Below are 14428 nucleotides of genomic sequence, written 5' to 3'. Positions count from 1 at the left end.
GTATTTATTTAGAATTTATTGATTTATTTAAAATTGAGCCAAAAATTTATTTAAAATTTGGCTCAAATATCTTAATAAACCCAAGTAACGATATCAGAAATTTCTCTGCGAAGTTTTTTTGGTTGTGGATTTAGGCGGTAGCCAAATGGCACCATGATAGCCACTCTTTGAAAGCTCTCATCAAGCCCCAAAAGCTCATTTAAAGCGTGTCTATCAAAGCCTTCTATCGGGCAACTATCAATACCCAAACTCGCAGCTGCATTCATCATATTTGTGGCGATTATCATGCACTGCTCATGTGACCACTGAAATGTTAGTTCATCATCATTTTTAAAATTTGCAAGCAAAAAGTCATGGTAAAATTTTTGCCTTGCAGCAATGGCTTCAGGATCTTTATTGGTATTTCTAGCGATCATTTTATTAACGTATGCGCTTCCAAATTTTACCTCTTTGATCTTAGCTAAAACAACAACTAAATGCGAACAAGATGTGATTTGCGCTTGATTCCATGAAAGAACTTTTATTTTTTCTCTAAGCTCTTTATTTTGAACGACTAAGATATCCCACTGCTCAAGGCCAGTTGAACTAGGGCTTAACCTACCAGCTTCTAGTATAAAATCAAACTCTCCAGCACCGATTTCTTTGCTTTCGTCAAAAACCTTGCAAGCATGACGAAATTTTAAAATTTCAAGATAATTCATCATCTCTCCTTTGTAGTTTTTGAAATTATAGAATGGTTAAGTAAATTAAAAGATTTCACTAACGCAATGGATAGCATGCTATTTTTAAAAATTTATCTTAAAAATATACCAAACTCGCTCTTTGACACCGCAGAGCCAACGATAGCTGAACTTTCATAGCCTACTTCTTTTAAGCGTTTTACTGCAAGCGTCGCGTCCTTTTCACCAACTGCAAGCAAAAGTCCACCAGAAGTTTGTGCGTCAAATAGTAAAATGTCAGCTTCTTTGTCTACAAAATGCTTTGCAAATTCGCGGTTTTTATAGCTTCCCTCTGGGATGATGCCCATATCTGCAAATTCCTTTGCGCTTGCAATGATTGGCACGTTTTTTTCATAAATTTCAAAACTGATCTTTTCATTTAGCATTTCGCTTAAATGTCCCAAAAAGCCAAATCCGGTCACATCAGTAGCGCCGTAGACTTTGATGCCATCAAGTGCTTTTAATGCATAAAAATTTAGCTGTGCCATGATAGTTGCAGCCTCTTTTATTTGCTCCATGCTTAATAAATCAGCCTTTATTGCTGTGCTTAAAATGCCACTTCCAAGGGGCTTTGTAAGTATCAAAACATTGCCATTTATAGTTGTATTATTTGCCCAAAATTTATCAGGATGAACCCTTCCAGTAACGCTAAGCCCATAATACATCTGCTGTGTCTCGATCGTATGCCCACCAACGATAATGCCACCACACTCTTTTACTTTATAGGCTCCGCCTTGCAAAATTTCTCCTAAAATTTCAGGTGCCAAGTTGCAGCTATCAAAGCCTACGATATTTAGAGCATTTATCACCTCACCACCCATTGCAAAGACGTCGCTTAGGCTATTTGCAGCAGCGATTTGACCGTAAATAAAAGGATCATTTACCACAGGCGTTATAAAGTCAAGCGTTTGAACAAGTGCAAGATCACTTGAAATTTTAAAGACACTCGCGTCTTCGTTAGAATTTGTGCTTGAGAGCAGATTTGGATGAGATAAATTTAAACTACTAATCGTTTTGTTTAGACCCGACGGGTCAAGCTTAGCAGCTCAACCAGCGGCTCTAACGAACTGCGTAAGTTTTTTGTCGTGATAGATCATAATTTGATTTGCTCGTGAGTTGAGAGTATGTCGATGATCTCATAAGCATTTGAAATTTCGCCAATCGCAAGATCGCTTACTAGCTTATAAGCCTCCAAGCAGCTTCCGCAGCTTAAAATTTTAACACCAGCAGCTTCAAGATCTTTAAGCGGCTTAAAGCTTGGATGTGAGCGGTTTGTAGTCATCTTTACAGCGTTATTTACGCAGATTATTATCTTTGGTTTTTTCTCAACTTGAAGAAAAGCTCCTAGGAATTTTGATAGTAAATTTATTCCTACTTCGCCACTTCCCGCGCGCTCTTCATTTAGATAGAGTACTTTATTATTTTTTGGTGTTATGTCGCAGACAAACTCATCAAAATTTGTAAGCTCAAGCGCATTTTTGCCTTTTGTAGCTAAAATTTTAGTCTCATTGCCATTGCTTTCGAGGCTAAAGTTTATATTTTGATTTTTTAAAAATCTTGAAATATTTTCTTTTGGGGCTAGTGCATTTACCAAAATTTCTAAGCTTTCGCCTTCACTTAAACTATCAAGTGCATTTTTTGTCATTATGACTGGTTTTGGACACTCTAAATTTCTACAATCAATTGTTGTCATGATTTTTCCTTTTGCAATTAGTATTTCAAACCTTGAAACTAGTTTGGATTATAGCCAAAAAATATTAATTATTTTAAAAATTTTAATGTATAAATTTGAGATAAAAGAGAGCTTTGACCTCGCTACTAGCAAGGTCAAAGTAAAGTTAATTATTTTAAATTTGTATAAGACTTTTCATAATCAGATACTGGAATTTTATTCTCTCTAACGAGCTCTTGATACCAGTAGTGATGAAGAACATAAACTTCTTCTTCCTCTTTATATCCAGTAATCATCGACCAAATAGCACCATGAATAGCAATAGCTGCCATATAAATATGAACTAAGAAAAACACAGCACATGCGATGCCAAGGCAATTATGGATAATTACGCTGTATCTTAAAAGATCAATTTGTGTAAGACCAAACCAAGAAGCAACTGCTGGCTCTTTGAAGTCCGTAAAATACATAATCGCGCCAGTAATTATCATAACGATACCACCAGGGATAGCGATCCAGTACCATGCTTTTTGACCAGCATTAAATTTACCAGCCGGAACAGGTCTCTTTTTCTTTGATAAATAGCCACCAACTATCATCATCCATCTGATATCATAAATTGCTGGAAGCATTCTCTTTGTCCAGGTAAATAACATAGGAAGCACAGAAACAGCAAAGATCACAGTTGCTGTATCGTGCAAGTATCTACAGAAACGCACAAATGTTCCACCGCCAAGCTCTGCACCCCACATAATGATGATACCAGTTGGCACTAAAATGATCCATGAGATCGCCGCCAAACCATGAGCTATACGTATGATCAATGAAAAGGCAAATACCTTTTTACCATCATGACTAAAATGTTTTGGTCCAATGATTAAAAAGTGTAATGCAAATGCTCCAATAACAGCCAAAATGATAGAAAGTGCTGCTATTGCAAAATAATCATTACCTTGGATAAAAGTAAATATCGGTCCCAAACCTTGTTCGTATGGCTTGATATTTTCTATCCTTTCAGCCGCCCAAATGGCACTATTATATTGATTGACGCCAGTTGGTCCTTGAGTTGCCATTGCTGTTACAAATAATGTAAAAAGCAGAGTAAGAATTCTCGTCATTGTAGTCCTTTATGAGTTTGAGCTTAAACAATTTAAGTATTGGTTAAATACGTTAAATCGCATAGCTACGCTATTTTGGTCGCTATTATATCAGAGCTAATCACAAGCAAACCTTAGCAAAAAAGATTACTAAAAAATTTATAAAAAATATTTAAGCTTTGTTAATTTTTATAAGAATATTAAATCTAAATTCATCCTATTTTATAGTTAAAAATTATTTCAGATTTTGCTTTTAAAATTTAAACGAGAACACCAAAGATTTTTAAAATTTCTATCCAAAAAGCAGAGCAATGAATCTATTTTGTCTTCTTTTTTGATGATTATGAGGCGCTTGATCTAATGGCAACGAGTTTATATCGTATCTTAAAAAGTATATTCTGGCTTCAAATTTTTGCCTTAGTCTCTGCACTGGCTCAGCCTTGCTAGCTCGTACTGGAGTGCTTGACGGCTTAAAGGCTACCTCAAATAAAAGATCACTTGGGTCGATGAAAGGATAAGGCGAGGCAGTAGAGTAACAAGAGCATGCCAACTAGGCAAAAGATGATAAATTTTACACGGCTTCAGGCGTGGCTGCCAGTATGGATATGACTCTTGGCTTTATAAGTAATCATTTCGCTAAAGAATTAGCTCAAAGTATCGCAAATGAAACCGAATACAACTGACAAAAGAGTGCAAAGATAGATAAACTTGCCAAAATTTATGGGTATTAATCTATAAAATTTTTATAGATATACATACAAATGAACTTTTAGTATTTAGCTGCCAAAACACTAGTGATTAGTTTCTGCGTCTATACTCTTCGTATCCAAATTCACGGATCATCTTTATCTCGCCATTTTCTTTTAAAAGCACTAAATCAGGCAGTTTTATGCCGTTAAATGTCGTATTTTTCACGATAGTATAGTGGATTTGATCTTCAAAGATGACTTGATCGCCGATTTGTAGCTCGCTATCAAATTTATACTCCGCATCGCCCGCTTCAAGCCCCACTATATCGCCAGCTAGGCAGGTATTGCCACCAAATCTATAAGCAAATTTGCCATTTTTACTCTCGCCTCTAACAGCTGGGCGGTAAGGCATGAGCACGGTATCTGGCATGTGCGCCTCGGCTGAGGTGTCAAGGATGGCGATATCTTTCTCGTTATGAACGATGTCAAGCACACTGCTCATCAAAAAGCCAGTCTGCCAGCCCACCGCTTCGCCTGGCTCCAGATAGACCTCCACGCCGTATTTTTCGCGAAAGCGCTTAACTATCTTTATAAGCAGCTCCACGTCGTAATCAGCCCTCGTGATGTGGTGGCCGCCGCCCATATTTATCCATTTCATCTTTGGGATAAACTCGCCAAATTTCTCCTCAAACGCCTCTAGCACGGTCTGCAAGCTACTCGCACTCTCCTCGCAAAGCGCATGAAAATGAAGCCCAGTGATGCCATCAAGAAGCTCAGGTTTAAAATTTACTCTCGTGATGCCAAGCCTGCTAAACTTACCGCATGGATTGTAGCTGTCAGTCGGTGCTAGCGAGACCTCTGGATTTATGCGTAGGCCACATATGATGCCATTTTGCAGGGCAATACTCTTAAATTTTTGCCACTGAGCAAAAGAGTTAAATGTAATGTGCTTTGAAATTTTTAAAATTTTATCAAAATCCTCATCTTTAAAGGCTGGGCTATACGTGTGGATCTCGCCTTTTACGTATTCACTTGCAAATTTTGCCTCATGAAGCCCACTGCAAGTCGCACCATCAAGATAAGAGCCAACCATATCCATCACTCCACTAAATGCAAAGCCCTTAAGTGCGACTAAAATTTTAGCTCCGCTTTGCTCTTTGACATATTTTAAAAGCTCTAAATTTTTACATACTTTTGCCTCTTCACAAACGTAGGCTGGGGTTTTTATGCTCTTTAAAATTTCGTTCATTTTTGCTCGCTTTTTAAATTTTTAAATAAGTATATCTAAATTTATTTTTAAGTAAAATCAGCAAAAATCTCAAAGGATAAAACGTGATAGAGATCGAATTTCTTGGGCCTATCGGGCTTGAAAATATAAAAGTAGAGGCAAAAAATTTAGGCGAGGTAAAAGCAGCTTTAAGCCAGAAAGAAGAGCTTAAAAAATGGCTAAATATCTGTGCTGTGGCTGTAAATGATGAGATCGTAAGCGATATAAATTTTGCTCTTAAATCAGGCGATAAAATTTCTATTTTGCCACCAGTTTGTGGGGGCTAAGATGCAAATTTATAATGGAAGTTTGGATGTTCAAAGCATCACAAACGAGTGGTATGAACGCTTTAAGGATAAAAACTGCGGTGCGCTCATCACTTTTGTTGGAATCGTAAGAGAAGAAGGTGGTATTTCGGCGCTTAGCTTTGATATCTATGAGCCAATACTTAAAAAATGGCTAGATGCTTGGCAGGAGCGAGCCAAAAAAGAAAATGCCTACGTACTCTTTGCTCACTCAAAAGGCGATGTAGCCGTGCATACGAGCTCTTATGTTGCAGGCGTTGTGAGTCCTCAAAGAAAGGTCGCGCTAAGGCTTATAAACGAGTTTGTCGAGGACTTTAAGGCAAATGCGCCGATCTGGAAATATGACGTGATAAATGGCGAGAGAATTTATGCAAAAGAGCGCAGCCAAGCGATAAATGGTGCTGGAATTTTAGCTTAAAAGGAAAAATGATGATAACAAAAGAGAGTAAAAAAGATGTTTTTTGGGCACTAGCCTTTGGGCTTGGACTTTTTGCCTTTAGCATCGTTGGCTACTTTTATCTAGCTCTTGGTGCAGTGTCTCTCTTTGGCATCATCATTGGTGCTCTCTCAGTGTTCTTTTGTGTTAGAAAAATTTTTCAAAACAACTTTTTACGTATTGAAGATGATGGATTTATCATCACAAAAGGCTCAAAAAGCATAAAATTTTACTTTAAGGATATCGACGAAATCGCCATTAAAAGCTTTGGCGATAAGAAAAAAGTGGAAACTTTAAGCGTAAAATTTAAGAAAAACCGTCTTGATAGAGATGCTTGCTTTGGGTTAGTGCAACCACTTGGTGATGATTTGATCATCATTTTTGATAAATATGAACTCTCAAAATTTACCATTTCAAAAGAGCTAAGAGATAGGCTTAATAATTTTAGAGCCTAATTAAATCGACCTACGATTTAAAATTTTATATAACAATTATCAAAATTTTATACATTTTTCACATTAAATTTACACCATTTAGCTACTCTTACAAAAATAAAATTAAGCATTTTATCTACAATAAGCTCATAAATGTGGATTAAAAATTTAAAAGATGACTTACATCAACTTTTATAAAGGCTTTTACTACTATAATTCTGATAAAAAAAATCATAATTATATCTTTAAAAGGAGTTTACATGAGGCCCATTTTAAGCCTAGCAGTTCTTTCATCACTGCTTCTAGCAAATGAAGCAAATTTAGACATTATAAAGCCTATTAGAGAATTTGCTCCGCCGCCAGTCATCACGCCAAACGTTGCACAAAGCGCCTTTGTGGAAAATCAATTTGACCGCACTCAAAGAAGCGAATATCCATTTGTTACAAATTTGCTTGATAACTCAGCTGATATGTTTCATATTTCGGCTGGAATGTATGGCAAAAGCTTTTACAACTCATCGCTTTTTAAATATCGCGGCGCAAATTTTTATACCATTTTAAATGCAAATTTCACCAAAGCAAATAATTATAAAGATGGAAGTGGCAAAAGATGGGACTATGGCTACAATAGGCAAGGCCAAAGCGCTATCTTAGGCTTCGTGCCAAATGATCTTAGTGAGCTTAGACTTACGTTTTTAAGGGATAATATCGACAAAGACAAGCAGCCAGAGCACGCGATGGACGCCTTTAAAACAACCAGAAAAGTTGGCAAACTAAATATTCGCTTAGGCGAAGAAGATCTTTCAAATACGTTAAATTTTGAACTTATCCTAAAAAAGGTTGAGCGAAAAGCTGATAATTTTCATCTAAGAGATGCCACTCCAAATGTGAAAGTGGATTTAAAAAGGAATATATTTGAGGCAAATTTAAAGTATGATGTTGATTTTTCAAGCTTTCACAATCAAATAGGCGCTGACTTTGAAAAAGATAAACATGATGGCAAAAGATACCTAAAACGTGGCTCTACTTGGGTATTTAACGGATACAGATTTGCTGATGTTAGAAATGATAAATTTATGCTCTTTGATACACTTGCTTATAAATTTAATGAAGCAAACGAAGCCTCCCTTGCCTTAAAATATGAAGAGCAAAGAAGTAAATTAAATGGCATCGACACTAAATTTTTCGTGCCAAATCCGATCGCACCTAATACTACTCGCAAATTAATTCGTCAAATTTACGGCGAGGATGTAAGTGACAAGATCAAAAAAGACGCTTTTAGTGCAAGCTTAAAATATAAATTTACACCAAATGACAAGGATAGCTACTTTGCAAAACTTGAGAGCTTATCTCGCTTGCCAAGCAATATGGAGCGTTTCAATGCACTTTATGGTCCAGACGATAAAGGCTGGATAGCAAATCCGAATTTAGAGCCAGAAAGACACAACAGAGCGGTTCTTGGCTTTAAATTTGGCAGCCAGTTTTACAAAGAATACCTAAACTCGCTTCAAAACAAAGATGCATTTAGCTTTGGAGGACATTTCATCGCTGATAGCGTTAAAAATTTGATTATTTTTGATAGACGCCACTCAAAAGCTACGATGCAACTAAACAAAAATGCCGTCATCTCAAGAAACGTTGATGCAACGCTTTATAGTGTAAATTTCAATACAGAGTATAGCTTTGCAAGGCACTTTGGCTTAAAAAGCTCACTTTACTACAACTACGGACAAAACAAAACCGATGGCAGGCCGCTTTATCAAATAAGGCCTTTTGAGGCAAATTTCGCATTTGACTACAAAGACTATGCAAGCTTTGGTAGCTACAACCTAGGCACTGCACTAAGACTAGTTTCAAAGCAAACTAGGGGCGATTTTAGCAAGCAAAATGGTCTAGGTATCGACAAAAAAGAGGCCGCAAAAGGATTTGGTTTGCTTGATCTTTATGGTGGCATAGAGTTTAAAAATAAAGTTGGCATAAGATTTGGCGTAGCAAATTTATTTGACAAAGATTATGCAGAATTTATCAGTGGCGATCACGTAGCAGCACTTGATCCAGTAGTTGTTCATGCCCCTGGCAGGACATTTTTCATTAGTTTCCACAGCAGTTTTTAAAGGAGAAAAAGATGTTAGATAGAAGAAAATTTTTAGGACTTAGCACAGCTTTAGGCGTTAGCGCATTTGCACCAAATTTATTTGCAAAAGAGAGCTTTACTATGTGGGGCGCGCCAGCGATCCCAAGCGTTATCATGGCAGTTGCTGCGCTGCAAGGTGAGTTAAACAAAACTTACGATGTAAGCCTAAACATCTGGAAAACACCAGATCAGCTTCGTGCAGGCGTAGCTAGTGGGGATATTAAAGTCACGATGTCACCATCAAATGTCGCTGCAAATTTAAGAAATCAAGGGCTTGATTTTGCGATGTTAAATTTACTAACCCTTGGCGTTATGAACGCTATGGTTAAGGATGAAAAGATCAAAAATTTAGAGGATTTTGTAGGCAAAAAGCTCATCATGCCATTTCGAGGCGATATGCCTGATCTTGTCCTAAGAGCGCTTTGCAAAAAAAGAGGCATAGACGTTAGCAAGATAGACATCACCTATACAGCAACACCACCTGAGGCTTTGCTTTTATTTTTACAAAAAGATTTTGACATTTTAATAGTTCCACAACCTCTTGGCGAAGCGACTATTTTGCGCGGTAAAAAAGCAGGCGTTAGCGTGCATTACTCAGTTGATTTTCCAAAAATTTGGGGCGAGAGCTTTGGTACAAAACCGATAATCCCAATGGCTGGCATTATCGTAGAAAGAGGCTTTTACGAGAAAAACTTAAGTCTATTTGATACGCTTCATAATGACCTTAAAAATGCACTTTCATGGATACTTGAAAACAAGCAAAGTGCGGCAAAGATCGGCTCAAGCTACTTGCCAGCTCCAGAAGTAGCACTTGCAAATGCTTTTGATAAGGCAAATCTAACAGTGACAAAAGCAAATGAACTACAAAATGAGATCATGGCGTTTTTTGAAGAAATTTATCAGTTTAATCCAAAATTTCTAGGTGGCAAGATGCCAGATAAAGGTCTATTTTTATGATACTAATCGATGGCATCAAAAAAGATCGCTCAAGCTTTTTAAAAATAATTGACTATTTTTGGGGCGGATTTAGCGGATTTGCCGTAGTTTTTTTGATCTTAGCCATTTGGCAAGTGGGAAGCGAGTTTAGCTCCCCACTCCTACTTCCGCCACCAAAAGATGTATTTTTAAAAGCCTGTGAAATTTTAAAAGATTATAAAAACAGCGAAATAAACATAACGCTTTGCAGATCACTGATCGGAGTTTGCTCGGCAACATTTTTTGGTATATTTTTAGGGCTAATAGCGGGTAGTTTTAAAAGTTTTGCAGCCTTTTTAAAGCCTGTTATTACCTTGCTTTTATCGATGCCACCAATTATCTGGATAGTGCTTGCCATTTTTTGGTTTGGATTTGGAAATTTTAGCACCGTTTTTACTATCTTTATAACCGTTTTGCCGCTTACTTTTGCAAGCTCGGCAGTTGCTATGAGCAGTGTAGATGAGGAGCTAAAAGAGATGTTTGACGCTTATAATCTAGGAATTTTAAAAAAGATAAGACACCTTTACATCCCGCATCTTACGAGCTACATAATAAGCTCTATTAGCGTAGCTGTCGCAATGGGTGTAAAGATAGTCATAATGGCTGAGCTACTGGGTGCAAATAACGGCATGGGGGCAAAGATAGCAAATGCAAGAGCGATGCTTGAAACAACCGAGGTAATGGCATATGTTCTTTTAAGCATCACTCTTATCATGCTTTTTGAATACCTCATCATCGAGCCACTAAAAATAGCTTTGATGCCTTGGAGAAGATGATGCTTGAGCTTAAAAATGTAGAGTATGAAATTTTAAGAGATAAGGTCGTAAGAAATTTTAGCCTAAATGTAAAAAGTGGCGAAGTGGTGACGCTTTTTGGACCATCTGGATGTGGCAAGACAACGATACTTCGGCTTATTAGCGGACTAAATGAGCCTAGAAAAGGAAAAATTTTTAATAACTTTAAAAAGACTACATACTTTTTTCAAGAAAATCGCCTGCTTACATGGAAAAATGCTCTTGAAAATGTACTTTTAGTTATGGATAAACCAGACATTAACGCTGTTTTAGAGCTTTTTAAAAAGGTTGGATTAAGCCAAAAGGACACTTTAAAATACCCAAGCGAGCTAAGTGGCGGTATGAGGCAAAGAGTCGCTTTCGTAAGAGCAGTCGTGACAAAGCCTGATCTGCTTTTGATGGATGAGCCTTTTTCTGGGCTTGATTATGATATGAAAGAAATTTTAATTGAGATTATTGGCCAAAGAGTGAGCGAAGGTATGAGTGTGATTCTTGTCACGCACGATAGAATGGAAGCTGTAAAGATGTCAAATAGAATTTATTTCCTATCAAGTAAAGGTGCAGTCATACAAAGAGAACTTGAAATAGACAAAGATTTCAAAGAGCGCGATTTTACGTTTATTAGCAAGATGATAGATGAAAATTTCAAAGGGCAAATTTATTATGATTAATAACTTTTTTACTCATCCTATGAGGATATTTTTCTTAATGAGTGCCGCCTGTGCGGTGCTTGGCGCTAGTGTGTTTTTTACTCCAACTGATTTTGTGAGCTTGCATAAATTTATATTTTTGCAACTTTTTTTAGCGCTTGCTTATGCTGGATTTTTGCTAACTGGACTAACTGATTGGACAAATTTTCAAGCATCTCTAAAAATACATGCTTATATATTATTTTCACTCTTTTTTATAAGCTTTATCTTGGCATTTTTTAGCCTATTTTTAGCACACTGCTTTATCGCTCTTTTTTGGCTATACTTGGTTTTGCTTTGCCTTTATATGATCTGGCGAGATAAAAACGATGATCAATTTGGCGTACTTGGCTTTTTATTTGGCATTTTAGGCTTTGAAATTTATTATCTAATAAGCGGCAACGAAAAATTTTTAAATTTACAAGTTTTTATCCACGTGATCGCTATCTTACTCATCTCATACCGCGTTAGTGTCGTACTTGGAAAAGAAGCGTTAAAAAGAGAAAAAGGCATGGATGAAGCTGTTTTTGTGCCAAATTTTATCTATAAAAATATCGCTATCTGCTGCGTTTGCGCTTTTTTGCTTTTAAATATATTTTTTGAGGAAAGCTTAGGTGTCTATTATGCTGCGATAGCTTGCGGAAGTGCGGTACTTGCAAAGCTTAAAGAATGGCACTATAAAGAGCTTTTTAGGCATAGTTTTGTGCTTTTATACTATTTTATGCAACTATTTTTAGCGCTTGGATTTTTGGGAATCGGCTTTAGCGGTATTTTTGGGCTCCATCTTGAAACAAATTTTATGCATCTAATAGCGATAAATGCAGTAATTTTTAGCGTGATGCTTATATTTAATGTCGCAGGACTTCGTCATAGTGGACAAGAACTTGAGTTTTTACGCCTTAGTAGAATTGCTTTTATTTTAGTTCTTTTAGCTGGCGTTAGTAGAGGAATTTTAGCTTATTTTTGGAGTGGCTTTTACATTCATTTGCCCGCAATGCTCATAGTAATCGCTTTTGTTTTTTGGCTCATAAATTTTTATGTGATCTTTAGAGATAACGATTTTAGTGATGATCCAGAGTAAAAAGATATTAAAAATTTATTCATTAATTAAAAAGAGTTTTTAAGTCTTTTTTGAAGTAAGTGGGTATATAATTTGCGATATTTATTATCAATATTATAAAAAGGATTCTTTATGAACAAACTTACTTCTGTTGCTTTAGCAGCTTCATTTTTTGCAGTTTCAGCTCTTGCATTTAGCGTAGAAGGTGAACCAAAGGTAACATTTACTGGTTACAAGCTGGCAAATAAAACAGCCGTACCAGGTACTTTTAAAACGATAAATTTTAAAAGTCAAGAAAATGCAAATTTTGCTGATTTTTTAAAGAGCTTTGAATTTAAGCTTGAGCCAAAAGATATCGACACAAAGCTACCTGACCGCGATAAAAGGATTGGCATTATTTTCGATGGCAAGGCAGTAGATGGCAAGATCGTAGCAGTAAATGGCGATGATAAAGCTGGAGAAATGGATGTTGAGCTTAGTATAAATGGCAATTCAAAAATTTTTAAAACAAAATATGAAGTGCAAAATGGCAAGCTAATGGCAAAATTTTCGGTTGATCTTGTAAATGATTTGAAGCTAAATGAGAGCTTTGATAAATTTGCCGCTGCCGCCAAACCATTTCACGGCGGAAAGAGCTATCCAGATGTAGATGTTGGCTTTGAAGCGGTGATAAAATAGATTTGTTAAGATACGCAGCCAGCTAGCACAGCTACCATGATAAGTGGCGTCGTTAATCAAAAAAGAGCGAGTATAGCCGATGAAACGATGCCACTTCCGTATCAAAGCGATTCAGTGAGTACCGTGGCTCTGCCTTTCATCTCTTGTGGGGCTTGATTAAGAGTGGCTGCGTTTGAGCAAGAGGCAATGGTGCCGTTCATGCTAAAGACAAAAAACATATTTTAATAATATAACCTATCTTAATCCAAATAAATCATATCGGTTGTCTTGAAACGACTTGCCCAATTTTCTATGGTTTTTGGAATTTTATTTTTATATCTTTGTTCTGTTGTAAAGTAATATATTTTATCTACATCAGAAAAAGCACCCCAAATTTCTTTATTGTCATCCACCATTAAAATTGCAGCATATTCACTATAAAATCCTGGAGCATATGTTTCAATTATAGTTGCTTTGAAACTGTCAAGATTATCGCTAGGCATGTCATAGCCGAAGCATTTTAAAAAATCGTCCCATTTGGATTCTGGACTATAATTTTCTAAACCATGTTTTTCATCTTTAGTGATTAGTGTATATATTTTTGATAAAACAAAATCATCTATGATGTCATCATAAAATGTAAAAATATCCTTTTGAAATTCATAAGTACCATCGAAATATGCACCTCTGCCACACAAATTTTGACAGTTTATCGGCTCTATTTGAATTCCATCTTTTATTTTCACAAATTTAATTTTACTTTCATCTTCTTCAAATACAGCTTCATTTTTTGATATAAATTTGGCATATTCATTTTTCAATATACCCAAATATGCTCCATTTTGAACCGTTAAATCAAAAATAAAACCATTTTGTTTTACGTCTTTTATAAGCAAAGAACCTGTATTACTAAGCACAATACTATTTCGCTCCCATTTGCCCCACCATCTTTGATTAAAAATTAATCCAATTTTCTTAATAAAAAAATCCGCTATCTCTTTTGGTGTTTTGTTTTTGGCGCTTATATATGCCAAATTTTCATTAAGACCAGGTAATTCTGTATTATCAAATTTAACAGGAAGTATGTATTCTTGTTCTATTTCGTTTAGTGCTCTTACTTGAACAGATCGATACTCATGCCTGGTCCACTTTTTATTTTTATATTGCTCGGAAATAAAAACTATTGTGTATTTAGCCTTATTTTGATAGATATCTTGAAGGTATTCAAATAAATTTTTCCCCAAATTTCATCTTGTTTAAAATCATCATAAAATACTTTTACACCAAAGTTTTTAAGAAAAATAGCAACCTCTTCTACATACTCTCTATTTTCTCCAGCAAATGAGAGTGCGACATCATACTCGTATATTTTATTTTGTTTCACAATCCTTCCTTTAAAAAATTTACACGGTGAGGAATTACGTATTTTGTTAAGATTTGGCTTTAGATTATTATTTTCGACAGGACTTCCTACCCCTATAGGCTATATTAAATAACAAC

The 14428-nt window shown here is 36.0% G+C and carries 16 protein-coding genes; 9 read left to right on the top strand and 7 right to left on the bottom strand.

Features of this window, described 5'->3' with window-relative positions; all coding sequences use genetic code 11:
- Positions 1-71: 71 nt before the first annotated feature.
- From CVS92_RS04070 to nspC, 5 genes are all read right to left on the bottom strand, one after another.
- The gene (locus tag CVS92_RS04070; protein ID WP_107788593.1) at positions 72-701 is read right to left on the bottom strand and encodes an NAD(P)H-dependent oxidoreductase; all 630 of its coding nucleotides are present in this window, start codon (positions 699-701) and stop codon (positions 72-74) included.
- Between the two features lie 92 nt (positions 702-793).
- Positions 794-1816 (bottom strand): selenide, water dikinase SelD, encoded by a 1023-nt coding sequence (selD, locus tag CVS92_RS04065; RefSeq protein WP_413784236.1) that lies wholly within the window; start codon positions 1814-1816, stop codon positions 794-796.
- A complete protein-coding gene (yedF, locus tag CVS92_RS04060) occupies positions 1813-2412 on the bottom strand; it encodes a sulfurtransferase-like selenium metabolism protein YedF (RefSeq protein WP_084041655.1) in 600 nt (199 codons plus the stop codon). The genes selD and yedF overlap by 4 nt, the downstream gene beginning before the upstream one ends.
- 149 nt (positions 2413-2561) lie before the next feature.
- Complete coding sequence (locus CVS92_RS04055) at positions 2562-3509, bottom strand: formate dehydrogenase subunit gamma (RefSeq protein ID WP_021090567.1); 948 nt, start codon at positions 3507-3509, stop codon at positions 2562-2564.
- Between the two features lie 777 nt (positions 3510-4286).
- Positions 4287-5426 carry a carboxynorspermidine decarboxylase gene (nspC, locus tag CVS92_RS04045; RefSeq protein ID WP_107788591.1) on the bottom strand — a complete coding sequence of 380 codons (1140 nt, stop codon included), beginning with the start codon at positions 5424-5426 and terminating at the stop codon, positions 4287-4289.
- A gap of 83 nt (positions 5427-5509) precedes the next feature.
- Here nspC and CVS92_RS04040 point away from each other — a divergent pair, with 83 nt between their 5' ends.
- From CVS92_RS04040 to CVS92_RS04000, 9 genes are all read left to right on the top strand, one after another.
- Positions 5510-5731: a MoaD/ThiS family protein gene (locus tag CVS92_RS04040; protein ID WP_087578320.1), complete on the top strand. Its 222-nt coding sequence runs from the start codon at positions 5510-5512 to the stop codon at positions 5729-5731.
- 1 nt (position 5732) lies between these two features.
- Positions 5733-6167 (top strand): molybdopterin synthase catalytic subunit, encoded by a 435-nt coding sequence (locus CVS92_RS04035; RefSeq protein ID WP_072593913.1) that lies wholly within the window; start codon positions 5733-5735, stop codon positions 6165-6167.
- An 11-nt stretch (positions 6168-6178) separates the two neighbouring features.
- Entirely contained in the window at positions 6179-6640 is a 462-nt protein-coding gene (locus CVS92_RS04030) for a molybdate transport repressor (protein ID WP_107788590.1), read from the top strand.
- Between the two features lie 239 nt (positions 6641-6879).
- On the top strand, positions 6880-8733 hold the full coding sequence (locus CVS92_RS04025; protein WP_107788589.1) for a TonB-dependent receptor domain-containing protein: 1854 nt from the start codon (positions 6880-6882) through the stop codon (positions 8731-8733).
- Positions 8734-8744: 11 nt separating this feature from the next.
- Positions 8745-9710 (top strand): ABC transporter substrate-binding protein, encoded by a 966-nt coding sequence (locus tag CVS92_RS04020; RefSeq protein ID WP_107788588.1) that lies wholly within the window; start codon positions 8745-8747, stop codon positions 9708-9710.
- Entirely contained in the window at positions 9707-10504 is a 798-nt protein-coding gene (locus tag CVS92_RS04015) for an ABC transporter permease (protein ID WP_054196111.1), read from the top strand. The genes CVS92_RS04020 and CVS92_RS04015 overlap by 4 nt, the downstream gene beginning before the upstream one ends.
- Positions 10504-11193, top strand: coding sequence for an ABC transporter ATP-binding protein (locus tag CVS92_RS04010; protein ID WP_107788612.1), 690 nt, complete (start codon positions 10504-10506; stop codon positions 11191-11193). The genes CVS92_RS04015 and CVS92_RS04010 overlap by 1 nt, the downstream gene beginning before the upstream one ends.
- Complete coding sequence (locus tag CVS92_RS04005; protein ID WP_107788613.1) at positions 11186-12292, top strand: NnrS family protein; 1107 nt, start codon at positions 11186-11188, stop codon at positions 12290-12292. The genes CVS92_RS04010 and CVS92_RS04005 overlap by 8 nt, the downstream gene beginning before the upstream one ends.
- A gap of 111 nt (positions 12293-12403) precedes the next feature.
- Entirely contained in the window at positions 12404-12949 is a 546-nt protein-coding gene (locus CVS92_RS04000; protein WP_087585424.1) for a hypothetical protein, read from the top strand.
- Positions 12950-13188: 239 nt separating this feature from the next.
- Here CVS92_RS04000 and CVS92_RS03995 read toward each other — a convergent pair whose 3' ends face one another.
- Both CVS92_RS03995 and CVS92_RS03990 read right to left on the bottom strand, forming a co-directional pair.
- Positions 13189-14172 (bottom strand): TIR domain-containing protein, encoded by a 984-nt coding sequence (locus CVS92_RS03995; RefSeq protein WP_107788587.1) that lies wholly within the window; start codon positions 14170-14172, stop codon positions 13189-13191.
- Entirely contained in the window at positions 14109-14312 is a 204-nt protein-coding gene (locus CVS92_RS03990; protein WP_107788586.1) for a hypothetical protein, read from the bottom strand. Before CVS92_RS03990 ends, CVS92_RS03995 begins: the two co-directional genes overlap by 64 nt.
- Between the last annotated feature and the right edge of the window lie 116 nt (positions 14313-14428).

The sequence above is a fragment of the Campylobacter concisus genome (assembly GCF_003048555.1).
GTDB lineage: Bacteria > Campylobacterota > Campylobacteria > Campylobacterales > Campylobacteraceae > Campylobacter_A > Campylobacter_A concisus_AO.
This window is presented reverse-complemented; position numbering and strand designations above follow the sequence as displayed.

Coding starts and splice junctions, on each gene's coding strand:
- CVS92_RS04070 (WP_107788593.1), bottom strand. CDS start 701: ATGAATTATCTTGAAATTTTAAAATTTCGTCATGCTTGCAAGGTTTTT.
- yedF (WP_084041655.1), bottom strand. CDS start 2,412: ATGACAACAATTGATTGTAGAAATTTAGAGTGTCCAAAACCAGTCATA.
- CVS92_RS04055 (WP_021090567.1), bottom strand. CDS start 3,509: ATGACGAGAATTCTTACTCTGCTTTTTACATTATTTGTAACAGCAATG.
- nspC (WP_107788591.1), bottom strand. CDS start 5,426: ATGAACGAAATTTTAAAGAGCATAAAAACCCCAGCCTACGTTTGTGAA.
- CVS92_RS04035 (WP_072593913.1), top strand. CDS start 5,733: ATGCAAATTTATAATGGAAGTTTGGATGTTCAAAGCATCACAAACGAG.
- CVS92_RS04030 (WP_107788590.1), top strand. CDS start 6,179: ATGATAACAAAAGAGAGTAAAAAAGATGTTTTTTGGGCACTAGCCTTT.
- CVS92_RS04025 (WP_107788589.1), top strand. CDS start 6,880: ATGAGGCCCATTTTAAGCCTAGCAGTTCTTTCATCACTGCTTCTAGCA.
- CVS92_RS04020 (WP_107788588.1), top strand. CDS start 8,745: ATGTTAGATAGAAGAAAATTTTTAGGACTTAGCACAGCTTTAGGCGTT.
- CVS92_RS04015 (WP_054196111.1), top strand. CDS start 9,707: ATGATACTAATCGATGGCATCAAAAAAGATCGCTCAAGCTTTTTAAAA.
- CVS92_RS04010 (WP_107788612.1), top strand. CDS start 10,504: ATGCTTGAGCTTAAAAATGTAGAGTATGAAATTTTAAGAGATAAGGTC.
- CVS92_RS04005 (WP_107788613.1), top strand. CDS start 11,186: ATGATTAATAACTTTTTTACTCATCCTATGAGGATATTTTTCTTAATG.
- CVS92_RS04000 (WP_087585424.1), top strand. CDS start 12,404: ATGAACAAACTTACTTCTGTTGCTTTAGCAGCTTCATTTTTTGCAGTT.